23 protein-coding genes are annotated in these 25810 nt (G+C 38.4%); 16 read left to right on the plus strand and 7 right to left on the minus strand.

All coding sequences use genetic code 11. The annotated features are described in order from the left end of the window. The first annotated feature begins 34 nt into the window (after positions 1 to 34). The 6 genes from HWQ39_RS28305 (at position 35) to HWQ39_RS28330 (ending at position 9739) form a co-directional block, all read left to right on the plus strand. Positions 35 to 1324 carry an ATP-grasp domain-containing protein gene (locus tag HWQ39_RS28305; protein ID WP_292852816.1) on the plus strand — a complete coding sequence of 430 codons (1290 nt, stop codon included), beginning with the start codon at positions 35 to 37 and terminating at the stop codon, positions 1322 to 1324. 53 nt (positions 1325 to 1377) lie between these two features. After that, the gene (locus HWQ39_RS28310) at positions 1378 to 2592 is read left to right on the plus strand and encodes an aminotransferase class I/II-fold pyridoxal phosphate-dependent enzyme (RefSeq protein ID WP_292852818.1); all 1215 of its coding nucleotides are present in this window, start codon (positions 1378 to 1380) and stop codon (positions 2590 to 2592) included. Positions 2593 to 2616: 24 nt separating this feature from the next. Further along, positions 2617 to 7473: a glycosyltransferase gene (locus HWQ39_RS28315; RefSeq protein WP_292852820.1), complete on the plus strand. Its 4857-nt coding sequence runs from the start codon at positions 2617 to 2619 to the stop codon at positions 7471 to 7473. Beyond that, entirely contained in the window at positions 7466 to 7621 is a 156-nt protein-coding gene (locus HWQ39_RS28320) for a hypothetical protein (RefSeq protein WP_292852822.1), read from the plus strand. Before HWQ39_RS28315 ends, HWQ39_RS28320 begins: the two co-directional genes overlap by 8 nt. 229 nt (positions 7622 to 7850) lie before the next feature. Then, positions 7851 to 9203 carry a UDP-N-acetylmuramoyl-tripeptide--D-alanyl-D-alanine ligase gene (gene murF, locus HWQ39_RS28325; RefSeq protein WP_292852825.1) on the plus strand — a complete coding sequence of 451 codons (1353 nt, stop codon included), beginning with the start codon at positions 7851 to 7853 and terminating at the stop codon, positions 9201 to 9203. Continuing rightward, a complete protein-coding gene (locus HWQ39_RS28330) occupies positions 9200 to 9739 on the plus strand; it encodes a GNAT family N-acetyltransferase (RefSeq protein WP_292852828.1) in 540 nt (179 codons plus the stop codon). The genes murF and HWQ39_RS28330 overlap by 4 nt, the downstream gene beginning before the upstream one ends. Before the next feature lie 18 nt (positions 9740 to 9757). On the opposite strand, the gene HWQ39_RS28335 is transcribed toward HWQ39_RS28330, so the two are convergent. Then, complete coding sequence (locus tag HWQ39_RS28335) at positions 9758 to 10093, minus strand: hypothetical protein (RefSeq protein ID WP_292852830.1); 336 nt, start codon at positions 10091 to 10093, stop codon at positions 9758 to 9760. A 203-nt stretch (positions 10094 to 10296) separates the two neighbouring features. Next, entirely contained in the window at positions 10297 to 10698 is a 402-nt protein-coding gene (locus HWQ39_RS28340; RefSeq protein ID WP_292852833.1) for a fasciclin domain-containing protein, read from the minus strand. Positions 10699 to 10949: 251 nt separating this feature from the next. On the opposite strand from HWQ39_RS28340, the gene HWQ39_RS28345 reads away from it, so the two are divergent. Both HWQ39_RS28345 and HWQ39_RS28350 read left to right on the plus strand, forming a co-directional pair. After that, a complete protein-coding gene (locus HWQ39_RS28345) occupies positions 10950 to 12437 on the plus strand; it encodes a CIA30 family protein (RefSeq protein WP_292852836.1) in 1488 nt (495 codons plus the stop codon). Between the two features lie 79 nt (positions 12438 to 12516). Further along, positions 12517 to 12864, plus strand: coding sequence for a hypothetical protein (locus HWQ39_RS28350; protein WP_292852839.1), 348 nt, complete (start codon positions 12517 to 12519; stop codon positions 12862 to 12864). A gap of 114 nt (positions 12865 to 12978) precedes the next feature. On the opposite strand, the gene HWQ39_RS28355 is transcribed toward HWQ39_RS28350, so the two are convergent. Then, the gene (locus HWQ39_RS28355; RefSeq protein WP_292852842.1) at positions 12979 to 13194 is read right to left on the minus strand and encodes a hypothetical protein; all 216 of its coding nucleotides are present in this window, start codon (positions 13192 to 13194) and stop codon (positions 12979 to 12981) included. 216 nt (positions 13195 to 13410) lie between these two features. On the opposite strand from HWQ39_RS28355, the gene HWQ39_RS28360 reads away from it, so the two are divergent. From HWQ39_RS28360 to HWQ39_RS28370, 3 genes are all read left to right on the plus strand, one after another. Next, positions 13411 to 14931 (plus strand): PLP-dependent aminotransferase family protein, encoded by a 1521-nt coding sequence (locus HWQ39_RS28360; RefSeq protein ID WP_292852845.1) that lies wholly within the window; start codon positions 13411 to 13413, stop codon positions 14929 to 14931. Between the two features lie 605 nt (positions 14932 to 15536). Next, positions 15537 to 15977 (plus strand): NUDIX hydrolase, encoded by a 441-nt coding sequence (locus HWQ39_RS28365; protein WP_292852849.1) that lies wholly within the window; start codon positions 15537 to 15539, stop codon positions 15975 to 15977. A gap of 84 nt (positions 15978 to 16061) precedes the next feature. Further along, a complete protein-coding gene (locus HWQ39_RS28370; protein ID WP_292852852.1) occupies positions 16062 to 17051 on the plus strand; it encodes a D-alanine--D-alanine ligase in 990 nt (329 codons plus the stop codon). A 269-nt stretch (positions 17052 to 17320) separates the two neighbouring features. Here the strand turns inward: HWQ39_RS28370 and HWQ39_RS28375 are convergent, their stop codons facing one another. The 3 genes from HWQ39_RS28375 to xth all read right to left on the minus strand — a co-directional run bounded on the left by HWQ39_RS28375 (position 17321) and on the right by xth (position 20419). Then, on the minus strand, positions 17321 to 17734 hold the full coding sequence (locus HWQ39_RS28375) for an SET domain-containing protein-lysine N-methyltransferase (protein ID WP_292852854.1): 414 nt from the start codon (positions 17732 to 17734) through the stop codon (positions 17321 to 17323). A 124-nt stretch (positions 17735 to 17858) separates the two neighbouring features. Further along, positions 17859 to 19244, minus strand: coding sequence for an MATE family efflux transporter (locus HWQ39_RS28380; RefSeq protein WP_292852857.1), 1386 nt, complete (start codon positions 19242 to 19244; stop codon positions 17859 to 17861). A gap of 392 nt (positions 19245 to 19636) precedes the next feature. Beyond that, entirely contained in the window at positions 19637 to 20419 is a 783-nt protein-coding gene (gene xth, locus HWQ39_RS28385; RefSeq protein ID WP_292852860.1) for an exodeoxyribonuclease III, read from the minus strand. A gap of 456 nt (positions 20420 to 20875) precedes the next feature. Between xth and HWQ39_RS28390 the strand changes: the two genes are divergently transcribed. The 4 genes from HWQ39_RS28390 (at position 20876) to HWQ39_RS28405 (ending at position 24377) form a co-directional block, all read left to right on the plus strand. After that, positions 20876 to 21946: a glycosyltransferase family 4 protein gene (locus tag HWQ39_RS28390; protein ID WP_292852863.1), complete on the plus strand. Its 1071-nt coding sequence runs from the start codon at positions 20876 to 20878 to the stop codon at positions 21944 to 21946. 56 nt (positions 21947 to 22002) lie between these two features. After that, a complete protein-coding gene (locus HWQ39_RS28395) occupies positions 22003 to 22188 on the plus strand; it encodes a hypothetical protein (RefSeq protein ID WP_179063627.1) in 186 nt (61 codons plus the stop codon). Between the two features lie 108 nt (positions 22189 to 22296). Further along, on the plus strand, positions 22297 to 23319 hold the full coding sequence (locus HWQ39_RS28400; RefSeq protein ID WP_292852980.1) for an alcohol dehydrogenase catalytic domain-containing protein: 1023 nt from the start codon (positions 22297 to 22299) through the stop codon (positions 23317 to 23319). 446 nt (positions 23320 to 23765) lie between these two features. Further along, the gene (locus HWQ39_RS28405; protein ID WP_292852983.1) at positions 23766 to 24377 is read left to right on the plus strand and encodes a hypothetical protein; all 612 of its coding nucleotides are present in this window, start codon (positions 23766 to 23768) and stop codon (positions 24375 to 24377) included. Positions 24378 to 24465: 88 nt separating this feature from the next. On the opposite strand, the gene HWQ39_RS28410 is transcribed toward HWQ39_RS28405, so the two are convergent. Continuing rightward, entirely contained in the window at positions 24466 to 24834 is a 369-nt protein-coding gene (locus HWQ39_RS28410) for a Dethiobiotin synthetase (protein WP_292852867.1), read from the minus strand. A gap of 190 nt (positions 24835 to 25024) precedes the next feature. Between HWQ39_RS28410 and HWQ39_RS28415 the strand changes: the two genes are divergently transcribed. Next, a complete protein-coding gene (locus HWQ39_RS28415) occupies positions 25025 to 25261 on the plus strand; it encodes a hypothetical protein (RefSeq protein ID WP_292852869.1) in 237 nt (78 codons plus the stop codon). Positions 25262 to 25810 lie beyond the last annotated feature (549 nt).

Below are 25810 nucleotides of genomic sequence, written 5' to 3' on the forward strand. Positions count from 1 at the left end.
TTTAGATTACTGACTACTGATTTATTTAAAACTAATGAAATTATATAAAGTTTTAGTATTTCCAGGAGGAACAGAAATCGGTTTGGAGATTCAAAAATCTTTGTGTAGTTGCAAAGATATTCAACTGTATTCTGTGGGTCTTGATGTGTCAAATCATGCGCCATACGTTTTTGCTAGGCACTTTAACATCCCAAGTATTCATGATCCTAGATGGATAGATAGTTTAAATAAAATAATTGTGGAAAACAATATAGATTATATATTTCCAGCTTACGATGATATAGTAACTTCTTTAGCTATAAATGCAGAAAAAATCAAATCTAAAATTATTAGTTCACCTTTGGAAACCTGTTTAATCGCTAGATCTAAATATAAAACATATTCAATTTTTTATAAAAATATTCCTGTTCCAAAGATATATCATAGTTTAGACGAAATAGACTACTTCCCTGTATTTATTAAACCCGATAAAGGTCAGGGTTCTCAAGATACACATATTGTTCACAACAAACAACATCTTTCTCAACTTCTGTCTAAAAATCAAGAATATATTATTACTGAATACCTTCCTGGTGATGAGTATACAATTGATTGTTTCTCACATCGAAATACAGGATTAATATTTTGTAGAGGGAGGCAAAGAATTAGAACAAAAAGTGGCATCTCTATGAATAGCCAATCTACTAATAATAATATTAACGAACTATTTCTAAGTTATGCTAAGTTAATTTCAGAAAAATTAACTTTTTATGGAGCTTGGTTTTTTCAATTGAAGAAAGATAAAGATGGAAATTATAAGCTTTTAGAAATTGCTCCTCGAATAGCAGGAGCTATGGCTTTTCATCGAGTACAGGGAATAAATTTTTCACTACTTAGCATATATGAACAGGAAAACATTCCCATTGAAGTTATGACTAATACATTTGATGTGGAGCTAGATAGAGCATTAATAAATCGGTATAAACATTATATAGAATATAAAACAGTATATGTTGATTTAGATGACACTTTAGTTATAAATGGAAAGCTTAATCTAATTCTTATACAGTTTTTATATCAATGCATCAATAATAGCAAAAAAATTATTTTGTTAACAAAGCATATAGGTGATATTAATGAATTTCTCAAAAAATATCGCATTAAAGATATTTTTGATAACATTATTCAAATTGACAAATCAGCATATAAAGCAAATTATATTTTTGAAAAAAATGCCATCTTTATTGACGATAGCTTTACTGAACGTAAATCTGTTAATACTAAGCTAAGTATTCCTACTTTTGATTCTAGTATGGTTGAAATACTTTTAGATTATAAAGGTTAGCTAAAAAGGTCAGATATTATAGTTAGTTAAATGGATAAGTAAAAGCATATATTATGAACAATATCAAAGAAAATTTCAAATATTTAGCTATTTTTAGTGGAACACCCGCATTCACAGAAAAATTGCATGTTGGTCGTCCTAATATTGGAAGCCGCGAGCGCTTACTTAATCGCATCAATGACATCTTAGATAGAAGATGGCTAACGAACAATGGCCCTTATGTACAAGAATTTGAGCAACGTATTGCTGAATTTGTCGGAGTAAAGCATTGCATTGCTAGCTGTAACGCTACAGTAGCATTAGAAATAGCCATCCGCGCTGCGGGTTTAAAAGGCGAAGTTATTGTCCCTTCTTTTACCTTTATCGCAACCGCACACGCTCTACAATGGCAAGAAATTACCCCTGTATTTTGTGATATTGATCCTAAAACCCACAACATCGATCCAAAGCAAATAGAGCAATTAATAACTCCACGTACTACAGGCATCATTGGCGTTCATTTGTGGGGTCGTCCCTGTAGTGTGGAGGCTTTAAGTAAAATTGCCCGTACTCACAACTTAAAATTAATGTTTGATGCGGCTCATGCTTTCGGCTGTTCACATCAAGGACGTATGATTGGTAGCTTTGGAGATGCCGAAGTTTTTAGCTTCCACGCTACTAAATTTTTGAACACATTTGAGGGCGGAGCAATTGTGACTAATAATGATGAATTAGCTGCAAAAATTCGCCTGATGACTAATTTTGGTTTTGTCGGTATGGATAACGTTATCTATATTGGTACAAACGGGAAAATGCATGAAACATCAGCGGCAATGGGTTTGACAGGACTTGAAAGTTTAGAAGAATTTGTGGCTATCAATTATCGTAATTACCAACAATATAAACAAGAATTGCAAGGTATTTCTGGACTGAAACTTATTGCTTATGATAAAACAGAAAAATGTAATTATCAGTATATTGTTTTAGAAATTGATGAAAAAGATTTTGGTATAAGCCGAGATTATTTAGTTGAAATATTACAAGCTGAAAATGTTATTGCTCGAAAGTACTTCTATCCAGGTTGCCATAATATGGAACCTTATCGTTCCTATTTTCCTTACAATAGGCTATTGCTACCTAAAACTGAAAAACTTGTCAATCGAGTACTCTGCTTACCAACAGGTACGGCATTGGAACCAGGAGATATTAGCAAAATTTGTCAAATTATCAAGCTAGTTTTTGCAAATAGCTGCGAAATTTCCAAAGTACAATTTTATTCACACATCTAAAACTTATATCTTAGAGGTAAAAGCATGAAAGTCAGTGTTTTAATGATTACCTATAATCATGAAAATTATATTGCCCAAGCAATCGAAAGTATTTTAATGCAGCAAGTTAATTTTGAATATGAAGTTGTTATAGGAGAAGATTGCTCTACAGATAATACACGTGAAATTATTATTAATTACCAAAAGAGTTATCCCGAAATAATTCGGTTATTATTGCCTGATAAAAATCTTGGTATGCACAAAAACTTTATCAATACATTGCAAGCTTGCCAAGGTCAGTATATCGCAATGTTAGAAGGTGATGATTACTGGACTTCTAGCGAAAAACTAAAAAAACAAGTAGATTTTTTAGATAAAAACTTAGATTTTGCTATATGTTTTCACAATGTATTAGTATTCTGGCAAGATAACAGTTACTCACCTGGCATTTTTCTACACAATCAGCCAAAAACATCTACTATAGAAAATTTGTTAATAAGCAATTTTATTTCTACTCCTTCAGTCATGTATCGTGCTGGTTTAGTACAAGAATTTCCGGATTGGTTTTATGAACAAAGTATGGGAGATTGGACTTTTCATATTTTAAATGCACAGCATGGAAAAATTGGATATATTGATGAAGTCATGTCAGCATATAGGGTTCATGCAAAAGGAGTATGGTCTGGTAAAACCCGAGAATGGCAAATAAAAGAAACTATTAGAATGCTTGACACTATAAAATATGATTTTAATTCTCAATATCAAGCAATTATAAATACATCAATAAATTTTTACTCTCAACAACTAGTTAGTGTCTTAAAAGATGAAGACTTAATTAATTCTTCATCCATTGATTTGAAAGGATATTTACAATTAAGAAACATAAACTTAATTATTTTTCCAGATTGGAATCAGTCAGATGAATTCTTATGTAAAAATTTAGCTAATCTTATTAAAGGATTAAACAGTCATATTAATAAGCATGAAATAACTTTACTGATATGTACTAGTAGTATCAGTGAAGAAAATGCAAGCTTGTATATATCTACTATTGTTATGAATCTTTATATGGAGGAAGAAATAGAAGTAAGCGAGGAAATACAAATTTCTTTTACCGGGAATCTAAGTGATATTAACTGGCGAAATCTCATACCTCTTATTACAGGAAGAATAATTTTAAATGGAGAGGATGAACAAGCAATTTATTCATCTGGGTTAGAAAAAATTCCTCCTATTTTCTGGGAAAATTTTAGTGCTAAACATTTAATTTTATCTAGTTTTGATAAACCTTATAAATTGAATATCGGGTGCGGACATATTAAATTTGATAATTGGATAAATATAGATATAGATAAAGATAAAAAAGCTGTTGATTTAGTTTGTAACGCTGTACAGAAACTTCCTTTTGATGATGATTCCTGTGCATTTATATATAATGAGCATTTTTTAGAGCATTTGAAAGTTGAAGAAGCTATGTTTTTTCTCCGTGAGTGTTACCGAGTTTTACAGCCAGGGGGAATCTTACGTATAGCTATGCCTTCTTTAGAGTATGTCGTGCAGAAATACAATTCTGAAGAGTGGCAAAATCAAGAATGGCTGAATTGGCCAGAATTCAAGTTTATTAAAACTCGTGCTGAAATGCTAAATATTTCTTTTCGTTGGTGGGATCATCAGTGGCTTTACGATAGAGAAGAATTAAATCGTAGACTTCTTGAAACAGGTTATACAAATATCAAGGATGTTGCATGGGGATTGAGTGATATACCTGAACTAAGGAATCGTGAAACTAGAGCAGATTCACTGCTTATATGTGAAGCTCAATTAGCAAATCAAAAAGAATTAAATAGATCACAGCAAACAACTGATTACAAGAAAACTAATTTCTTAGAAAGACAGCCATTAGTTAGTATTTGTATTCCTACTTACAATGGTGAAAGATTTATTGCAGAAGCTATTAATAGCGTGTTACACCAAACCTATCCAAATATAGAAATCATTTTATCTGATGATAATTCTGTTGATACAACAGTTAAGATTGCTAAATCATTTAACCAAAAATTATACTTTGATTTTTCAATTATTGAACATAATCAATATGGACTAGCTCAGAATTGGAATTATTGTATTTCTCAAGCTAAAGGTAAATATATAAAGTTTTTATTTCAAGATGATTTATTAGAGCCAAATGCTATTGAAGAAATGGTTAATTTGGCGGAACAAGATGAAGAGATAGGTTTGGTTTTCTCGCCGCGAACACTCTTTACTAATACTGGTAATACCGTATATGATTCAAACTTTTTAATGCATCACGAAGCTAAAGATGTATACAAAGCTTGGTCAACATTAAAGCCAATTCAATCAGGACAGCAACTTTTACTAGATCCCAATATACTTGGTTCTCCAATTAATAAAATTGGGGAGCCAAGCACAGTACTAATTAGAAAAGACGTTTTTGAAAAAGTAGGATTATTTAATCCTGAGTTTTGTCAACTTGTAGATTTGGAAATGTGGCTCAGAATTATGAGTCAATACAAAGTTGGTTTTGTTGATCAAGTCTTATCTCATTTTAGGATACACACACAACAACAAACTCGTCGAAATGCTGCTTTAAAGGATGCTATTTTATTAGATTATCAAAAACTGTTTCAGACAATTTACAGTAATACACAATATCCTGAAGCTATTAGACAACAAGCTCTTTATCGATATGCAGTTTTGAGTGAAAAAAATGTAGAATTACATAATTTGCGAAAACAAATAGCAGAAGAATGCCTGAATATTTCAGATGAGCAGATAACAGATATGTATCTAGGTCTGCTGGGTACAACACATAAGATGTTAGTAAATAGTAGCATCAAATATGAAAGTCTGACTGATGAAGAACAGATTTTTGCTAATAATATACTTTTAAAGCTATCTCAAGGTTTTGATCAGCCAAAAGCAATTCAGAATTTACTAGCAGCTATGCTGTATTGTCGTGCTGACCAGTTACCATTACAGTATGACCTCTCTCGCCTACCTAGTTGGTTAATTAATGACTATTTAGAATTCCTATTTTCTGCACCCGTTCACTTTGAAGAACTGGGTGATGCAGATAATTACTATTTCTATATGCGGGGGTGGATTGATTACTTACACACATCTATATTACAAAATTCAGATTCTCGTTTGTGGGATGAAATAGTTAATAACTTTGCGTCAATTGCTAATTTTATTCCCCTATATTTTAATGAGCATAATCTTAAAAATATCTATATTAAGCGTGGAGAAATTATAGAATTTTTACTGAAGCGTAAGGGTTATGAGGTAGATTACGAGTTTGCTGATAGACCTATAGGCAGAAAAAAAATTCGCTTGGGTGTCCTGGCTGCACATTTTTTACCTGGTTCTGAAACATTTGCTTACCTTCCTGTTTATGAGTATATAAGTAGAGATTTTGAAGTAATTTTGTACTCTCTTAATCAAACTGGTCATCAACTAGAGCAATATTGCCAAAGCTGTGCAAACTCCTTTAAGCTGCTACCACAAGATTTAACAGAACAGGTAAATATTATTCGTGCTGATGATCTCGATATATTATTCATTGCTACCAATGTGACGGCAGTAACTAATCAAATCTGCTTCTTATCAATGCATCGGTTAGCTAGAATACAAGTCACAAGTGGCGGTTCTGTGGTGACAACAGGAATGCGGCATATAGATTATTATATTTCTGGCACGCTAACCGATCCATCAGCGACGGCAGAAGAGCAATATAGAGAAAAGTTGGTGAAGCTAGAAGGAACTGCTCATTGCTTTAGTTATGGGAATGAACAAGAAAATGTAAATGTCAAAGTTGATCGAGAAAGTTTAGGTATCTCGGAAGAAACAGTTATTTTTGTCTCTGGTGCTAACTTTTTCAAAATCATCCCTGAACTAATTAATACATGGGCAAAAATAATTTCTGGAGTTCCTAACTCCGTTTTAGTGCTTCTGCCATTTGGCCCGAATTGGTCAAACAATTACCCTAAGAAAGCTTTTATAAATCACTTAACTAAAGTGTTTTCAAAGCATGGAATACCAGCCGAAAAATTAATACTTTTAGATCCTCAGCCAGTCCCAAACCGAGAAGAAGTTAAAGAATACTTCCAAATTGCCGATGTATATCTAGATTCTTATCCATTTGCGGGAACAACTTCTTTAATAGAGCCACTACAAGTTAATCTGCCAGTAATTGCTAGGCGGGGAAGTAGCTTTCGCTCTGCGATGGGAGCCGCAATGGTGCAAGTACTGGATGTCCCTGATTTAGTTGCGGATAGTGAAGAGTCTTATATACAATTAGCGATCGCACTTGGTAATAATCCTAAATTACGTCAAGAAAAGAGTGACCAAATTAAGGAAAAAGTGCAGGGGAATCCTAGTTTTCTTGATAGTCGTTCTTACTCAGCTAAAATAGGTAGCTTATTTCAAGAATTATTAAGTAAGTATCTTGCAGATACTCTGAGTCAGAATTTACAACTAGGAGATATTAACCTAATTATCTTCCCTGATTGGTTACAGCCAGAAGAATCTCTTGGTTTAGCTTTAGAACAAGTGATTAAAACATTAGTAAATCATGTGAATAATGAGAACATTACTTTAATTATCAACACGAGTAATACTGCTTCTGAAGATGCAGAAATATTTTTATCTAGTATTGCGATGAATTTGCTGCTAGAGGAAGATTTAGATATTAATCAGGGATTAGAAATTTCTCTGGTAGAAAACCTTTCTGATATTGAGTGGCAAGCTTTGTTACCTCGAATTAATGCCAGACTTATTTTGGAATATGAAGATCGGGAAGCTTTGGCAAAAGTACCAGTTAAAAATCTAGGATGTTATGAATTAGATAACTGGGTTAATAAATTTTCGACTGTTGATTAAACAAGATTTACCAGATTCAGCACTCTTTATCATTGCTGAAAATGAAGTGGAATACGGACTAGAACAGGCTTGGCGAGGTATTCTTGCCGAAAAAATGAGCCAAATCGCGATCGCCTTTTTAAGGATAAAGCTTGTGTCGCAGGTTTAGAAGCCTTCTATAAGAGACTTCCAAATAAAAATACTCAACTATTTATTGTGGGGTAGGCATTTTGGCCGCCTTTCTATATGGGCGGTCAAAATGCCCACCTCACAAGATTGGGTAATTTATTTGTGGGAAGTCTCTAAACAAGTTTATAGTCAGCACTTCAATGGTTAAATTTGTAATTACAAGTAAACAATATTATGTCATAATTCGATTTTATGATTTTGAACTTTAAATGCGTTGTGCCACCCTAACCCAACTGGTTGAAGTTATTTTGGGCCATTCTGTAAACTTATCTGAAACTGCTTTAACACAAGTAAGTAGTGGTATCAAAACAGATAGCCGTACCCTGAAGCCGGGTGAAGTATTTGTTGCTTTCCGAGGCGATAAGTTTGATGGACATGAATTTGTGCCAACTGCGATCGCAAAGGGTGCAATAGCTGCAATTGTAGATTTTGAATACGAAAATCCCGGATTTCCTGTATTACAGGTAAAGGACACCCTCAAGGCATATCAAAAACTTGGCCGATGGTGGCGCGATCGCTTTAACATTCCTGTAATTGGTGTAACGGGTTCTGTGGGTAAAACTACAACCAAAGAATTGATCGCCGCAGTCTTAGCAACCAAGGGACGAGTTCACAAAACTTATGGAAATTACAACAACGAAATTGGTGTCCCGAAAACTCTCCTAGAACTTGGTGCCGAAAATGATTACGCCGTAATTGAGATGGCGATGCGGGGTAGGGGACAAATTGCCGAACTGACGCAAATAGCGCGTCCAACAATTGGAGTGATTACCAATGTGGGGACGGCACATATTGAGTTACTGGGTTCCGAAGAAGCGATCGCTGAGGCAAAATGTGAGTTATTAGCCGAAATGTCTGCTGATAGTGTGGCAATTCTCAATCACGACAATCCCCTATTAATGGCCACGGCGGCGAAAGTTTGGCACGGGAAAGTTTTAACTTATGGCTTTTCTGGTGGAGATATCCAAGGGCAATTAATTGATAACGAGATTGTGGAAGTCGCAGGAATCCAACTACCTCTGCCTCTACCTGGGCGTCACAATGCGACTAATTTCTTGGCAGCTTTAGCAGTGGCAAAGGTGTTGGGGATTGATTGGGAAACCCTTAAAGCAGGTGTGAACGTCAATATGCCCACAGGGCGATCGCAGCGATTTAACTTACCCAATGATGTAGTAATCTTAGATGAAACTTATAATGCTGCACCAGAAGCGATGATTGCAGCGTTGCAATTATTGGCAGAAACACCCGGAAAACGGAAAATTGCCGTATTGGGTGCAATGAAAGAATTGGGAGAGCGATCGCAGCAGTTGCACCAGCGAGTGGGAGAAACAGTCCGAAAGTTGAATTTAGACGGCTTGTTGGTTTTGGTAGATGGACAAGATGCTGAAGCGATCGCTCTTAGTGCTGAGGGGATTCCATCGGAGTGTTTTGCCACTCATGCCGAGTTGGTGGCTAGGTTGAAGACATTTGTGCAAACAGGCGATCGTTTATTATTCAAAGCCGCCCATTCCGTGGGACTTGATCGGGTAGTCAATCAATTACGTGCAGAATTTCCCACATGATACCGCTAGAAACCCAACGTCTCATACTACGAGACTTTGTAGAGTCAGATTGGCCAGGGGTTCATCAATACGCTAGCGATCGTGAAGTTGTGCGTTATTTAACCTTTGGCCCGAATAGCGAAGAAGATACCAAAAACTTTTTGCAAAGAGAGATTTCATTACAAAGTAAAGAACCCCGTCAGCATTTCGCCTTGGGAGTGACTTTAAAACCCCAAAAGCAATTAATTGGTATCTGTCGTATATCCGTTCAGGATATTGGCAACACAATAGGCTCTATTGGATACTCTTTCACTAAGCAATTTTGGGGACAAGGATATGCAACTGAAGCTGTAAAAGCAGTTGTATCATTTGGTTTTCAGGAGTTAAACTTACATCGCATCTTTGCTACTTGTCACCCAGAAAACATTGCCTCTACACGAGTGATGCAAAAAATCGGAATGCAGCAGGAAGGGTATTTGCGAGAACACCATTGGATTAAGGAAGAATGGCGAGACTCTTGGCTATATGCCATCCTTGAGTATGAATGGATTTTCTGAAAATATCACCTATAGACTTTAGTTGGAAAGGCTAGGGTCATTGTCGTTGCTGTAGCGTCTTTGAAAAAGAATTGCTGCCAAATTAGTCACGAGACAGGTGATTGCTAGCCATAGCAAGATATAAGTAGGAGCCATCACCACGTCAATCATGAACCAAGTATATACGTGAAAGATCATTACAGAAGCAAAAAAGCTAGCAATTGCAGCAGATTGCCATACTTGATGTGATGGACGACGTAACGCTACCAGACCCATCGTTAAAATTGTGATAAGTAAGTTTGCTGGTACGAGAAATGCACAAATACCTATGCAGTTGCCACGAGAGAACTCAGCTAAGGTGTTAAAATCGAGCATTAATTTCTTGGGATAGATGTTAGCTTTTTAAGAATTTATTAATTTATTTTAAAACAACGCAATTTAAATTAACATAATAGTGAGTAATCACATTACAAATATAACATAAATTAAACTATTGAGTTGCCTTTTGATACTATCAATAGTTAGTTAATTATAAAATTTCTGGATAACTAGGGTGGAAAACACCCACCCTAGCTGAATTAACCCGGTAAAATTACCGTATCGATAACGTGTACCACACCATTATCTGCTTCGATATCTGCTGCTAAAACTGTGGCGTTTTTAATTTCAAAACCATCAGAAGAATCAATTTTAATGGGTGAACCTTCTACAGAATTAACCGTACCGAGTTGTGCCAAATCAGCCTTTAGCAGCTTTCCTGGAACGACATGATACTTTAAAATCCGCGTTAGCTGGGGAATATTCTGTAACAGAGTTTGGATAGTTCCCGGTGGTAACTTGGCGAAAGCTTCGTCATTAGGTGCAAAGACTGTGAACGGCCCAGGACTTTTTAATGTTTCTACTAAACCAGCCGCTTGGACAGCTGCTACCAGTGTTTTGAAAGACTCAGCCGTAACTGCAATATCGACAATATCAGCCATATATCTTAACCTCAATATCTGCAAAAGATTTTAAAGGATAATAAACCTATTTTAATTTTTATTGAAAAAGGGACTGGGAAAACACTACCCAAGTTTTGTTCAGGTAGCGATACCTCCAGCGTCTCTGCGATCGCACATTCACCGCAGTCGTGATTTATTTGGTTTGTGATGATACTTACTTGTGTGCGATCGCACCCTCACAACCCACTCTCCAAAATTGTTACCCTAAATAAAGTTATGAGGACGCAAATATGACTGACAAAAATCGTTCTCAATGGGACTTAGGCAGGTTTATCGAAACCCTGACTTACTTTGAGGTAATTCCTTTCCTTAACTGGGTACAGCAGTTAAGGAAAGGTCGTCCTAAAGATAATCAAGATAGACCCAATGGAGGAAGAAACGTGGGTGTAATATTAGTAGCAGGTGCAACTGGTGGTGTCGGTAAACGAGTAGTGCTGCGATCGCTCCAACAAGGTTATAAAGTTCGCGCCCTAGTTCGAGATATCGATAAAGCACGGTCAATTCTTGGTAATGATATAGATTTAGTAGTTGCGGATATCACGCAACCAGAAACTTTAACTCCTTTAGTTTTAGCTGATATTCAAGCTGTAATTTGTTGTACAGCAGTACGCGTACAACTTGTTGGGGGAGACACAGCAGATAGAGCCAAATATTATCAAGGTGTTAAATTTTACCAGCCGCAAATTGTCGGCGACACTCCCGAAAATGTAGAATATCAAGGTGTCAAAAACTTAGTCCAAGCTGCGGCAAAATATTTACCCCAAGCAAATGAAAAACCGATATTTGATTTCACCAAACCATCAGCAGAATTAAAAGATTACTGGGGAGCGTTGGATGATGTCGTTATGGGTGGTGTGAGTGCCAGTAATATCCAATTGCTAGATAATACAGCTTTATTTGCTGGTAATGTCTCCACCGCTAACTCTGGCGGATTTGCTTCTGTCAGAACGAAGAATTTTGATCTGCCCTTTAACTTATCTGGTTACACTGGTGTAAAACTCCGTGTTAAAGGTGACGGTCAGCGTTATAAAATCTTTCTGCGGACAGATACAAAATGGGATGGTATTGGTTATAGCTATTCTTTCGACACCGTAGCGAATACCTGGATAGATATTTACATTCCCTTTACAGATTTGATTCCCGTCTTTCGGGCAAAAGTTGTCAAAGATGCGCCGCCAATTGAACAAAGTAGAATTTGCTCATTCCAACTGATGTTGAGCAAATTTGAATATGATGGCGCTTTGAATCCCAAATTTTCTCCAGGTGGTTTTGCTTTGCAGTTGGAATCAATTAAGGCTTATGGTAGGGCAAGTTTACCACAATTTATTCTCGTCAGTTCAGCAGGTGTAACTCGTCCTGGCCGCCCTGGGATTAATTTAGATGAAGAACCGCCAGCAGTGAAATTAAATGACCAATTGGGAGGAATTTTAACTTGGAAGTTGAAAGGAGAAGATAGTTTAAGAGAAAGCGGAATTCCTTATACGATTATTAGACCTTGTGCTTTAACTGAAGATGCAGGAAGTAAGGAATTAATATTCGAGCAAGGTGACAATATTAGAGGCAAAATCAGTCGTGAGGATGTGGCAGAACTTTGTGTGCAAGCGCTAAAAATAGAAAAAGCCTCTAACATTACATTTGAGGTTAAACAAGGAGAAAATACTGTCAATTCTATCGATTGGCAAAGTTTATTTTCTAACTTACAACCGGATAAGAGATGATATTTCCGCAGCTTTTTAGTCTGCAAGTATACCAACAAAGCCAGCTTAGATAGACTGTTCTAACAAGTCAGCTAGTGAGATGAAAAAAGTCAAGGTGCTAGTAATCGCTGGGATTTTAATAACAATTATCTGGGGCAGTTTTTTTTCCAAAACTGCCTCATCGCAGCAAGTTGAGTCCCGCATCAATAACCTGGAAGCAGACTTGAATCGTGTTGAGTCGCGGTTAAATCAGATAGAGTCTCAGCTAGGTAAAACCCGCCAGTCATCATCCTCTAGAACGACACTTACCCCACGACAGTCAACTGGTTCTAGAGGGAATTTATCACAGCAAGAGCCAATTTTTGATCGGCTAGCAACTTTGGTGATTGAATTGAAGCAACAAGTCAATAAATTAGAGGAGCGAGTTGCTAATATAGAATCACGCTAAATATTTATTTCACTTGCATAGAATATAGATTTTTCGTAGGGGTGTACAGATGTGCGCCCCTACAGTCTGTTGTAGAGAAATTAAAAGGCAATGCTGTTTGATTAACGGAATATTTTATCTGTAGTAACATTTGTCAATCCAAATTCGCATTTCTTCTTCAGAACCAAAACAGACAGAATGTCCTGTGATTGGATCGTAAGCGTGCCAACAAGAAATATTGCCACGATAGTCTGATTCGTGCCACACTTGGAGGTCAGAACCGCTAGTCATCCAGATAACAAAATGTTGCCAATATTTTCGTAGATTTAACAAAAAGTCTAGTTTGTTCATAGTGAAAGCACCTGATAAATAATGAACTATTACTTTTACTTTCACGTAAGAATTTGGAACTGAGAAGGTACAGTTTTAGCAGATTTAATCTAGTACAGTTAAGCGACATCTCAACTGGTATAGTAAAAAAACTCTTAACTGTACTAGGTAAACTTGGTAAAAATAGTTTATATTGCCATTATTGATGATGTTTTAGTCATTAACGAGTGCGCCAAAATGAAAATTTTGCTAGACCGACAGTCACACAAGCCGATTTATTTGCAGATCCGCGATCGCATCAGTCGGCTGATTAAATCTGGCGCACTCAAAAATGGCGATCGCCTCCCTTCTATCCGCTCTCTGCCAGAGAGTTTACAAGTTAACAAACTTACGATTATTGAAGCGTATAACGTTTTAGAAGCAGATGGGATTGTTTCTGCGCGTCAGGGTTCAGGATATTTTGTCAGCAGCGTTTCTCTGAAAAATGCCAACCTAGAATCTAAATTTTCTCCAGCCCAGAATGTCATAATTACAAAACCAGGGAAGTGTTCTTTTTATGATATGTATACTCCACTGGTACAAGCACAAACTGAGCCAGGAATAATTAATTTTGGTTACGGTTATCCTCGTCCACCAAAAGATATCAACCTTATTGCTAGACGAGCATTGAGACAAGATGATACTGATATTTTCTTTCCCCATGAAATGCCTCAAGGACAACTAACTCTGTGCAAACAAATTGCCCAGATGCTAGTACATCAAGGATTAGAGGTATTTCCAGAAGATTTAATTATTACTAATGGCTCTCAGCAAGGGTTGTCACTAGCTATAAATTATTATGTACAGCCTGGTGATTGGGTGATTGTCGAAGCTCCTACTTATTATGGTGCAATTTCTATCTTAGAAAATTTAGGGGCTAAGATTATTGGCATTCCCATGACTGCGGAGGGAATGAATTTAGATTTATTAGAACAATATCTACACAGCCACCGCCCAAAGTTAATTTATACAATTAGTACTTTTCACAACCCAACTGGATTGACGACAACACAAGCTCATCGTCAACAATTACTAACATTAGCCGAAAAATATGAGTGTCCTATTTTAGAAGATAATGCTTATGAAGGAATAAATTTTGATGCTGTGTCAGCACCGATTAAAGCTTTAGATAAAAATAATTTGGTGACTTATTTAAGTACCTTTTCTAAAACTTTAATGCCTGGTTTAAGAGTGGGTTATATGGTGGTTACAGGTAAGCATTATCAAGCAATTATTGAGCGAAAGTTGCTTCATGACTTGCACACATCCAGTATTTCGCAAACTATAGTTAGCGAATATCTCGCTTCAGGACATTACCGCCGTCACCTCAGCCGACTTCGTACAGATAATTTGCAAAGTCGTAATACTATGTTGCAAGCTTTGGAGCGTTATTTTCCTGAAGAGATCCGCTGGACAGTTCCCACGGGAGGATTATTTCTCTGGGTACAATTACCAGATGATTTTCCGATTGGGACAATTCGTAAGGAAGCTTTTGCACAAAATGTCTATCTGGCGTGCGGTTCGGCATTTTTTCCCGATAAGCAGGGTTATCCAGCGATGCGTCTGACTTTCTGCCTGTCGCCAGAGGAGATTGAGCAAGGTATTTCTATTGTGGGTAAGTTGCTGAAAAAGTACATTTCCAGAGGATGCCTAGATACAGAGCGGCTTGTCGTCAAACATCGCATATCTAATTATCAACCGCTTGTCCACAGTTTGTAATCCTCTATAGCAATCCTAAATCAGTTGTGAAATTACTCGTTGAAGTAGGGAAATCTTAACTGCGAACAGCAAAGAAGGATTACAGATGTAAGCTGTATCAGGGCGGGCAAGATGCCCACCCCACAATGTATGCAAAGTTTGTCAGACAAAATCTCAAAAAGCTGACTATGTATGAGAAATAATGCTTATTCTCAAAAGATTATTTCTTAATATTGCCTCTTTCCCCAGTTAAGAGTTCCCTGTTCCCTCTTAGAAGCTGTGAATTTAGCATAATAAGTATAGTAGATGCATATATTTTGACATTAAGTCAAAGTATTTAATGTTGTGAAAATTGCTACATTTGTCAATCAGCCATTAGAAATACACATTTTACAGCAGTTAATTCTATATTTGTAGTCTTGTCAATCTATTTTCATACTCTGCGGGTTTATGGGTGTGCGCGCCTAGTTGAACAATTAAAAACTTCAATAATTAACTCTTATAGGTAAAAAAACATTTTTAACCTTTTTATAACCTAAGATTAACCAAAATTTACCCGGTATCAGCTCTCGACTTTCTGAAGTAAACACTGTACAAAAAAGCTAGGCCTACAGGATACAAATTACATGAGTCGAAAAGTCAGCAAAGTGTTTAAACAGTCTGGGGTGATTCCTTACAGAGTGAACAATGGTAAAATTGAAATCTTGCTAATTACCACCCGTGACTTTCAACACTGGGTAATTCCGAAAGGAGATATTCCTAGTGGCATGAGTCCGCCTGCTTCAGCAGCCAAAGAGGCATGGGAAGAAGCAGGAGTCATTGGGAATGTAGACGCGAAGGAACTGGGCACTTATAAGTACCGCAAACAAGGCAAAAGTTACCGCGTCAAGATGTATTTATTACCAGTCGAGATGCTGAGTGAAGATTATCCAGAAGCAACTAAAAGAAAACGGCAGTGGGTAGAAGTGAATAAAGCTATCAGGCGGATTAAATTTAATTCACTCAAACGAATCCTTAAAGGGTTTCAAGTCTCACTTTTGTGCATTTCGATGTTAGTTAGATATTAAAATACACACTATTTTGAGCCTCTCAGACCAAAGTGAGGTTTTTATAGAATTAGCTATACTTAAAATCACACAAAGGGCTGGGCTATGCGGGTATTCATTGGTCTGTGTTATGACCTGAAGGTAGATTATCTGAAGGCTGGTTTTAGTGCCTCTGAGGTGATGGAATTCGACGATGAAGAAACTATTATCGGGTTGGAAAATGCCCTATTTAAGTTAGGTCATCAGGTTGAACGTGTGGGCAATGGTAGAGAACTGGCTGGGCGATTGGCTAAAGGCGATCGCTGGGATCTGGTTTTCAATATTGCTGAAGGTTTAAAGGGTCGCTCTCGCGAAGCCCAAGTCCCGGCAGTCTGCGAGTTATTTGCTCAACCTTACACCTTTTCCGATCCACTTACCTGCGCTTTAACCCTAGATAAGGCGCTTGCTAAAAGAGTAGCGCGCGATCGCGGTTTGCCAACAGCCCCCTTTGAAGTGGTGAGTACTACCGCAGAAGCAGCAGCCGTATCGTTATCAATGCCACTTTTCCTCAAGCCTGTGGCGGAAGGCAGTTCTAAAGGGGTAACTGGGCGTTCTCTAGTCAAAGAACGCGAGGAGCTAGTAAATACTTATGAATTGTTACGTGAACTTTTTCAGCAACCACTACTCGTAGAAACCTTTCTTCCCGGTAGAGAAGTAACAGTGGGTATTGTTGGCAACGGCAGCAACTCACGAGTAGTAGGTGTGATGGAAGTAATTTTTACAGGACAAGCTGAAGCTTTTGCTTATACCACCCTTAACAAGGATGAGTATCTGGAACGGGTATCTTATCGTTTGCTCATAGATCCCGAACCACTGGCAGCACAGGCGAGGCAGCTAGCGCTGGATGTCTACCATACTCTTGGTTGCCGAGATGCTGCCCGTGTGGATCTGCGCTGTGATGCTAGCGGTGTGTTGCAGTTTATGGAGGTTAACCCACTGCCAGGGCTACACCATATCCGCTCAGACCTAGTAATTATGGGACGTTTAGGTAGTGTGACATACACAGAAATCATTGCTGAAATAGTCGATTCTGCATGGCAAAGGTACAAAGGTTGAACTAGGGACTGGGGATTGGGGACTGGGAAGATAAGTAAGTAATTCAGACCCCAAGCAAAATAATACAGTTCACATAAGACAAAAAGATTTGTAGAGACGGCGATAAATCGCCGTCTCTACAAATCTAAAATTTTTGCCAGTAGCCCTTAACCCAAGCCTATTGATTTATCGCCCAGTCCTCAGTTCCAGTCCCGAAGTGTCTATTCCTCCCAACCAGCTTGGCCAAAGTTGGCGAACCCTGAGCGCGACCTGTTGAAATCGGATACCACTCAAAGCCACGGTGAAAATTGCTTTGCTCGCTCGGACATTGGCTCCAAACGCACGTCTATCGTTATTTCTTCATTGGGTTGAATATCTATCAAAGCAAATACTTTGCGTTTTTCAAGGTCAACCACAGCATTAGGATTTCGAGAATGATTTACTGCCGCGAACTTAGTTGAACCCTCAGCCGTTAAACAAATTTCCTCACTAATTCCAATAAATTTACCTTCCCTCAGAAATTCATCGGATTGATCGGCATATCTAACCTCTTGGTAAAAATTTGAAAAGCTAAAGTCTATTATCTGCTCTCCTTCTAATATCAACTCTTTGGCAAAAAGCCCATAACCGTCAATTATACTCTTGCGAACTTCACATTTAGGTGCATTGTCAATGAAGTTTTCTATCTCTTCAGGAGTCAGCATAATTACAAGTTTTTATATCTTCAATTATTTAGTTTTTATAATTTAAAGCTTATTTAACCATGACTTAATCAATTGGTAAATAGGGAGTAATGTTCGGTTAGGAAAGGTACAAATGTTGAAGTTTTTAACTCTGTTCAACAGACTTAATCTCAGAAGTCAAAAGATAAAAACGCCCAATCAAAAACACCGCACCCATTAGTAGCCCTAGCATTAAACCCAACCATAAACCTATGGGCCCCCAATCGAAAGTAAATGCCATTAGATAGCCCCCACCTACACCTACTCCCCAGTAAGCAAACATAGTGATTAAGGTTGGTATTCGGGTATCTTTCAAGCCGATCAAAGCACCAGCAGCGATAGTCTGAATAGAATAAAATATCTGGACTATTGCTGCTATGTCTAGAAAAGAAATTCCCGTTTTAACTATTTCGATATTATCTAAATTACTGGTGTCCAAATACATTGCCACAATATAGTTGGGAAATAGCAAAAAAATTAGTGCCACAATGCTCACGCAGGGAGTAGCAAGGGCAATGCAAACAAATCCTGCTCTGCTTGCACCCTTAAGGTCATTTTGTCCCCTCAACTGTCCTACTCTCATCGTGACGGCATAAGAAATACCTATAGATATTGTTTCGACAAAACTTTCTGTTTCGACAGTAATTTCATGGGCTGCTAACGTCCCTGTCCCAAACCACCCCATCATTAAAGCAGTGGCAGTGAATACTCCAATTTCTGCTCCATACTGTAATCCCAAAAACCACCCAGTTTGGAAGATATCTAAAAACATATCTCGATCGAACTGATGCAGAGCGGAATCAAGTTGGTAATCTTGAAAGTAGTTATCCAAGCAAATCCAACTGGCGGCGGCGATAAAATTCAGCCAAAAAATGAGTACGCTTGCCCAACCAATAGCGGCTAAACCAAGGGCTGGGAAACCAAATTTACCGAACATTAAGATGTAATTGACAGCCCCATTTAATAATAGTCCAGCTACCGTAATTACTATTAAGAATTGGGGGCGATTGAGGGCAGAGCTAACTTCTTTTAAAATACAAAAACCGAGTACAGCAGGAAAACCCCAAACAATAGACCGCAAATAGGTTTGAGCCAATAATACATTGCTTTCTTCTTGACCAGTCACCAACAGAATATAGTCAAAGTGCCAAATGATAAACATCACAGGTAAGCACATCGTCACCGCTAACCAAATTCCTTGACCGGTAGCACGGCTAACTTGGTCTATTTTTCCTGCACCAAAAGCATTTGCAACACTCACACCCGCCGCTGAAAGAATAGAACGACAAATGGAAGCTAAAGTCGAAAAGGTAACAGCACCTAAAGCACCCGCAGCTAAAGCTTGGCTATTAAGCAAGCCCATCATCACCCCATCTAATAAAGGAATGCCCGCTTCTAATATTTGAGTAATTACTAAAGGAACTGCCAATTGCAGGCAGGCTTGGATTTCTAATATCAGGTCTGATTTAAATTCTTTTGAAGTTAACTCCATTGGGCACGAAAATTAAGGGGTGTGCAAAAAAAGTAATACTTAAGTATATATTAATATATATTAACACTTAGAAAACTCCAAGAAATAAATTATCCAATATTGTAGGGTGGGCATCCTGCCATAGGTGTCAACTTAACGTGAAACCGCTCGTCCGCCGGGAATTGAAATTCCTGCCTCATAGCTAAAGTCATCTGAAGATGACTAAATATCGCCCAAAATCTCCAGTCTACTTCAGTAGACTTTAGCTTAAAAGCCAAAGAAATTTATTTCAATGCGGGTAAGGAAGCTAACAGATAAGCCATTTTTAGCTTAAGTTGACACCAATGAGCAATGCTGTGCCCTATTGTGTATTGCATCCAAACGAGAACCGCCATAGTCCCCCCAATACCCATTCAAAATTCCACAATTACCGGCACATGGTCGCTAGGTTGAGTTAACTTTCTTGGCGCGACATCAATAATGCAACTTTTAGCGCGTTCATATAGCACGGGTGTCAGATATTGATGGTCAATCCGCCAACCTAAGTTGCGACGGAAAGCAGCAGAGCGATAATCCCACCAACTATAATTCCCGCCTTCTGTGTTGAATTTACGAAAAGCATCGGCAAATCCCAGCGCCAAAATGTCCCGTAATGCTTGACGCTCTGTTTCTGTTGCCATGATGTGATTTTCTGTACTTACTTGCTCGTGAATATCTTTGTCTTCTAGGGCAATGTTGAAGTCGCCGCACACACAAATTGCAGATTCTGACAACACCAGCAATCTTAAATACTCGTGTAGCGCTGTCAACCAGCGTAGTTTGTATTCATATTTCTCGGTTCCCACCGCTGCACCATTGGGAACATATAAGTTCACAACCCGAACACCATCAATTACACCTGTAATCACGCGCTTTTGCTCGTCCCATTCATGATGTAAATCTGGCAAAATCGCCCGAAATCCGCTACTGACATCTACAAATGGCTGGCGGCTAATCAGGGCTACGCCGTTATAAGATTTTTGTCCTGATATATAAAGGTTATAGCCTAACTCCTCAAAAGGCGATCGCGGAAATTCAGCTTCTACAACTTTAGTTTCTTGCAAGCAGAGAACATCAACAGGATTCAGGGTTAACCAATCGATAACCTGTTCAAGGCGAGTGCGAATTGAGTTGACGTTCCAAGTAGCGATTTTCATTAGTTAATTATCAGAATTTTTGTAAATTACTAATTACAAATTATGTAATTATTGTACAATTACTTAATATTTATAATTTTTGTTCTTTTTAGCAATTACCTTTAAACCAAGCTTTAATGATTTGATCCCATTGAATATTTTAGTATTTTCTGCTACAAAATATTCAATTTTGTAAGTTCCGCTACAAAATATTCTACCTTATTATGATCCCCAAGACAGATGCAACAAGTAATAGATTAGCTATAGGTTAGAAGTGTAGGTCAGAATTGACTTTTGCCGATAGTCCATTAGATTTGTCGGTAGGAAATTTGCGATCCGGTTAACCTTTATTGCGCTTTTGGTAGACTTTTAGGTTAATTTAAATGTCAAAAGAGTAAGTAGAAATGATCTCGCCTCATAAAATAATGATGTAGCTCATTATTGAGGTCAATTTCATAGACTGAACCAAAAAAACTTATGAAAATCGCTCAAGTTGCCCCCTTATGGGAAAGGGTTCCACCTCCTAATTATGGAGGAATAGAACTGGTAGTGAGTCGCTTAACTGATGAACTTGTTCGTCGTGGTCATGAGGTAACGTTATTTGCCTCTGGCGATTCTCAAACTTTGGCTTATTTAGAAGCAGTTTATCCACGTGCATTACGCTTAGACTCAAATGTAAAAGAGTATGCAGTCTACGAAATGCTAGAACTAAGCCAAGTTTACCAACGTGCTGCCCAATTCGATATTATCCATTCTCATGTAGGGATTTCGGCATTACCTTTAGCGAGTTTGATAACAACAACTTCTACAGTCCATACCCTGCACAATAATTTTACAACTGACAACCGTCACGCATTTAGCTACCACCAAAAGCAACCTTATATCAGCATTAGTAACTCGCAGCGTCAAATCGATCTCAATTATGTTGCCACAGTTTATAACGGAATTGAGCTAGCAGATTACCCATTCGTAGCCCAACCGTCAGAACCTCCATATTTGGCATTTTTAGGGCGTTTTTCGCCAGACAAAGGGCCACAACATGCGATCGCCATTGCTGAACAAAGTGGTTGGCGCTTGAAGTTGGCAGGAAAAATTGATGCAATACACTCAGAGTTTTTTGAGCAAGAGATTGCTCCCCATATAGATGGTCAGCAAATTGAATATCTCGGCGAAATTAACCACGCCGAAAAAACTGAACTTCTGGGCAATGCTGCTGTCACTCTTTTCCCCATTAACTGGCAAGAACCTTTTGGTTTAGTAATGATTGAATCAATGGCAACTGGTACACCAGTTATTGCGGTGAATTTAGGTTCTGTACCTGAAGTTATTGCCCACGGTAAAACAGGTTTTATCTGCAATAACTACGCAGAAATGGCCGCAATGATTCCACTAGCTTTGGAACTCAATCGTCAAACCTGTCGAAAATATGTGGAAAATAACTTTAGCGTTAGCCAAATGGTTAACGGATATGAAGCTGTTTACAGACAAATTATTAAAGACCGCATAGAATCGAATGGCCGCATTCATGCAGCTAACATCCATTTTTAATCAACTGCTTTTTTACTGAGCTTAAAACAACAATTTTTTTTAAGGAGGATATTGGTATGAGTACGAGAGCCAACACCTGCCCATGCTGCGGTGGTTCCCTCCTGCGTCATGCCCGTCATGGTGAACTATATTGGTTTTGCCTGTCGTGCCGACAAGAAGTACCGCTATTAAATGCTATTCGCTTACCTAATGTGGATACCCGGAACACCGGAGTGGTTCCCCAGCCAGCGGTGAATACTTAGCTTTTCAAAATATAAAACTTGCTGAAAATCAATACTGATTTAGTTTAGACCTATCAATTAACTTCAACTGGTAAAATCGGATGGAGCTAATTGATAGGTTTTAAAGTTTTGTTAGCAGCATTACTTCATGGTCAAGAAGATTTACGCCTAGAGCAAGTTCCCGATCCCACTCCGGCGGCTGGCGAAGTTGTAATCCAAGTAGGGGCAGCAACAACTTGTGGTACAGATTTGAAAGTCTGGCGGCGTGGTGGTCATGCTAAAATGCTCATACCGCCGACGCTGTTTGGTCATGAAGGTGCTGGGCGAATTGTTGCCTTGGGTGCAGGGGTGACAAATTGGCAAGTAGGCGATCGCATTGTCGCCAACAATTCCGCCCCATGCACAAAATGCTTTTTTTGTCAACGCCAAGAATATTCCTTATGTCCAAATTTGACATGGAATAATGGTACTTTTGCCCAATACCTGAAAATTCCCGCACCGATAGTAGAGCATAATTTGTTGCACATTCCCGATGAGTTGCCGTATGAATTGGCAGCGATGACAGAACCTTTAGCTTGTGTGTTGCATGGTGTAGCGCGTTCTAATATTAAGTCTAAAGATAAAGTAGTCGTCTTAGGAGATGGGGCGATCGGGCTGATGTTTGTGGCGGCGTTGAGTGAGAAAGCTGAGGTTTTGCTGTGGGGAGGTAATAACCACAGATTAGAAATTGGTCAGAAATTGGGTGCAGCCCAGACCTTTAATTATCATCAAATCTCGGATATTCCCAATGTGGTCAAAGAACTAACCCAAGGATGGGGCGCAGATGTGGTAATTGAAGCCACTGGTGTACCAAGTGTTTGGGAAAGTGCGATCGCCTGTGCGCGTCCTGGTGCAACAGTCAACTTATTCGGTGGATGTCCACGAGATACTAGCATTACTGTCAATACAGAACAGCTACACTATAGCGAACTTACCATCAAAGGCGTGTTTCATAATACACCAGAGTATGTGCGATCGGCTTTATCACTTATAGCTAGTCGTAAAATTCCCTTTGAGTTACTTATTAGCGAACAGCGGCCATTAAAAGATTTAGAACAGGTGTTTTCTGATATGAAAGCGCGTAAAGTAATTAAGGTAGCGATGATTCCTTAATTTTTTGCGGCGTACAGCAGATGATCTGGGTCTAGCCAAACAATGTAGAAAATCTCGTTAATAAAGAATCCATGAACCCTACCATGTTCATTTGAAGAGATAGAAAACTGATATGGTATATCAACCAATTGATGCGAGTTTCTTCGAGCCATACTTGCTGAGAAAGAGTCTCTTATGCTAAAAGGCGTAATGCAGTTTGAATTACTTCATCAACATTCTTAAATTGACCTGTTGCTAACAAAACTTGAATTATTGGTTCTTGCTCTGGGCTAAATGTAATACTCATAACGATTCCATTCCTTGGCTTTTTCTATAATAAAGCGTTGATAAGTAATATCCCTGATATCTGAAGTTGGGTTGACCTATTGAAATAATCTTGCTGAAAAACGGGAAGACTATGATTACTCCTGAATGGGGAAATTTATATGAAAGTCCCGAACAGCAAAATGCTCAAAAAATCTCTGCTTAACTATTTAATTTTGCCTTTTTCTCTAGTGCCTTGGCTGTGCATAGGAATGCTTTTTGATTCCCAAGCTAATGCTTTACCAGGGCAAAGTACAGAGGAAGTGGGCACTTGGATTAAAGCACATCCTACACTCCGTCCCAGGAGTGGGGAAAAATTATTTGTGCAAAAAACTGATACAGCCGCCCAAAGATTCACTTTTCAAGCGTCGGTATTGCCTCCCGGTAGGGTGGAATTTTCTAAAGACCGAGCCACAATTCGCAGTGAGCGCATTGCTATGTATGATGCCATTAATGGCATGACATTTGAGCGCCTTCAAGAATCCTTGCGGGTGATTTATGGCTTAGAGATTTATCAAGACTATGATCGCGCCCAAGTCGTGTATCAATACCCCAGTGAAAAGGTAGTTAATTCGGCACGTCTAGCCAAAACTCCGATTCGGGAAGCTTTAAAGGGAGAATTACGAGTAGGCGATCGCTATGTATATTGGGTAGAAATTGCTCAACCCAAGGCTGGCAAAGCTTTTACTGGCCAAATGACAGTTTTGCTCAAAACTGACCTAGACAAATTAGAAAAGGAACTGCAAATTCGTTAATGGGGCATTGGGAATTGGGCATTGGTTATTCCCCTTGTCCCCTTCATCTCCCTTATGCCTTCTCGTTGAAAGATTACTGAATCGCGTTCTACAACTTCCCCAACTCCATCTGAGCTAAAGTTTGCCATGTGCCCGAAAAGATACTTTCAGATGCTAAGGAAATTCGTAGTAAATCTTCCTTCAGCAGTGGCGGCCAATCAACTCCGGCTTTACGCCCTGCGCCAAATAGCTGTTGCGCCTTAATGCTTAACTGATAAAGGGCCAAAGCCAATTCTCGGTCTAGGCTCTTTGCATCTTTGAGGGCTTCAAACACCACTTTCAACGCCAACAAAATCGAGGTGATCTGACCGGGTACCGGCGGTTTGCCCTGTCTCATACGCGTTAACAGCGCATCTGGGTTTTCCTCGGTTGTGATTGTCTGATCTATGAGGAGTTTCCTAGCTGTTTCGTAATTCATGTAGCCAGTTTACCTTACATTTTGCTTCAGCACGAATACTTAATTAAAAAGTCATAAAATTGTTTTCTGGTTATTTATAGCAATCTCTTGTAATTTGTGAAAAGATAGGCGTGGGGAAAATGATGGAGGATTTGCGATGTTCTAGGATAAAATCTTTGAAAAATACACCTTACTAGGAATCAAAAGCAAAATGATCTCACCGAATTTACTAGAAATCGAGCGCTCTATCCTTGCCTTGTCTGTAGAAGAACAACTTTGGCTGTTAGAAAGTATTGTTCGACAAATCCGAGAAAATGAGTATGTAAAAGATAAATTAGTTGATGTCAACAATCCAGAAGAACAATTGGAAGTCAGGATTAGTGAGCCAAAGATTCAAATAGGAAGTGCTTCTATCAATGATGAGTTTGCCATTTCTGAAATACTCTAATGTGTAGTCATAAAAATTATGAGATTGTCCGATTTAAAAAAGTAAAATATACAAGTTATCAGTGGGCGATCGCTTAAAATTTCTCACTGCGATCGCCCATCCACTGCAAAACAATCTAACACCCCACTCATATCCCAAAGGCTCAGTGCATATTGATAAACACCAACATCATTATTAGGAACTGCTAAATCAAAAAGTATCCAATTAACTCTTGTGGGGTGGGCCGAAAAACCATTGGCGTCAAGTTAAGAAAAATAGAGTCTTGTCAAGAGGGGCATACTAATTGACTTCGGAGCCTCAACGACGAGCATTCCCAGTCTGAGACTGGGAACGAGGCAAACGTGACAATATCTAAAAGCTGGTTCTAGGCTAGCTTTCACGTTAAGTTGACACCAATGAGCATTGCTGTGCCCTTACGACAGATGTGGTTCAAATACATGAAAACTGCTGTAATAGTTTGCCCAGCCATCTTTCTGTATAGATATAGGTTTTAAATGTTGCTCTAATTTTAAGATTAAATAACTCTTAAATCGTGTAATAAGGTACTCT

This window comes from Nostoc sp. NMS8 (assembly GCF_017115045.1).
In the GTDB taxonomy this organism is placed as follows: domain Bacteria; phylum Cyanobacteriota; class Cyanobacteriia; order Cyanobacteriales; family Nostocaceae; genus Nostoc.

Bases quoted from the DNA above. Each gene is read 5' to 3' on its own strand.
- HWQ39_RS28305 (WP_292852816.1), top strand. From the start codon at position 35: ATGAAATTATATAAAGTTTTAGTATTTCCAGGAGGAACAGAAATCGGT.
- HWQ39_RS28310 (WP_292852818.1), top strand. From the start codon at position 1,378: ATGAACAATATCAAAGAAAATTTCAAATATTTAGCTATTTTTAGTGGA.
- HWQ39_RS28315 (WP_292852820.1), top strand. From the start codon at position 2,617: ATGAAAGTCAGTGTTTTAATGATTACCTATAATCATGAAAATTATATT.
- murF (WP_292852825.1), top strand. From the start codon at position 7,851: ATGCGTTGTGCCACCCTAACCCAACTGGTTGAAGTTATTTTGGGCCAT.
- HWQ39_RS28330 (WP_292852828.1), top strand. From the start codon at position 9,200: ATGATACCGCTAGAAACCCAACGTCTCATACTACGAGACTTTGTAGAG.
- HWQ39_RS28335 (WP_292852830.1), bottom strand. From the start codon at position 10,093: ATGCTCGATTTTAACACCTTAGCTGAGTTCTCTCGTGGCAACTGCATA.
- HWQ39_RS28340 (WP_292852833.1), bottom strand. From the start codon at position 10,698: ATGGCTGATATTGTCGATATTGCAGTTACGGCTGAGTCTTTCAAAACA.
- HWQ39_RS28345 (WP_292852836.1), top strand. From the start codon at position 10,950: ATGACTGACAAAAATCGTTCTCAATGGGACTTAGGCAGGTTTATCGAA.
- HWQ39_RS28350 (WP_292852839.1), top strand. From the start codon at position 12,517: ATGAAAAAAGTCAAGGTGCTAGTAATCGCTGGGATTTTAATAACAATT.
- HWQ39_RS28355 (WP_292852842.1), bottom strand. From the start codon at position 13,194: ATGAACAAACTAGACTTTTTGTTAAATCTACGAAAATATTGGCAACAT.
- HWQ39_RS28360 (WP_292852845.1), top strand. From the start codon at position 13,411: ATGAAAATTTTGCTAGACCGACAGTCACACAAGCCGATTTATTTGCAG.
- HWQ39_RS28365 (WP_292852849.1), top strand. From the start codon at position 15,537: ATGAGTCGAAAAGTCAGCAAAGTGTTTAAACAGTCTGGGGTGATTCCT.
- HWQ39_RS28370 (WP_292852852.1), top strand. From the start codon at position 16,062: ATGCGGGTATTCATTGGTCTGTGTTATGACCTGAAGGTAGATTATCTG.
- HWQ39_RS28375 (WP_292852854.1), bottom strand. From the start codon at position 17,734: ATGCTGACTCCTGAAGAGATAGAAAACTTCATTGACAATGCACCTAAA.
- HWQ39_RS28380 (WP_292852857.1), bottom strand. From the start codon at position 19,244: ATGGAGTTAACTTCAAAAGAATTTAAATCAGACCTGATATTAGAAATC.
- xth (WP_292852860.1), bottom strand. From the start codon at position 20,419: ATGAAAATCGCTACTTGGAACGTCAACTCAATTCGCACTCGCCTTGAA.
- HWQ39_RS28390 (WP_292852863.1), top strand. From the start codon at position 20,876: ATGAAAATCGCTCAAGTTGCCCCCTTATGGGAAAGGGTTCCACCTCCT.
- HWQ39_RS28395 (WP_179063627.1), top strand. From the start codon at position 22,003: ATGAGTACGAGAGCCAACACCTGCCCATGCTGCGGTGGTTCCCTCCTG.
- HWQ39_RS28405 (WP_292852983.1), top strand. From the start codon at position 23,766: ATGCTCAAAAAATCTCTGCTTAACTATTTAATTTTGCCTTTTTCTCTA.
- HWQ39_RS28410 (WP_292852867.1), bottom strand. From the start codon at position 24,834: ATGAATTACGAAACAGCTAGGAAACTCCTCATAGATCAGACAATCACA.
- HWQ39_RS28415 (WP_292852869.1), top strand. From the start codon at position 25,025: ATGATCTCACCGAATTTACTAGAAATCGAGCGCTCTATCCTTGCCTTG.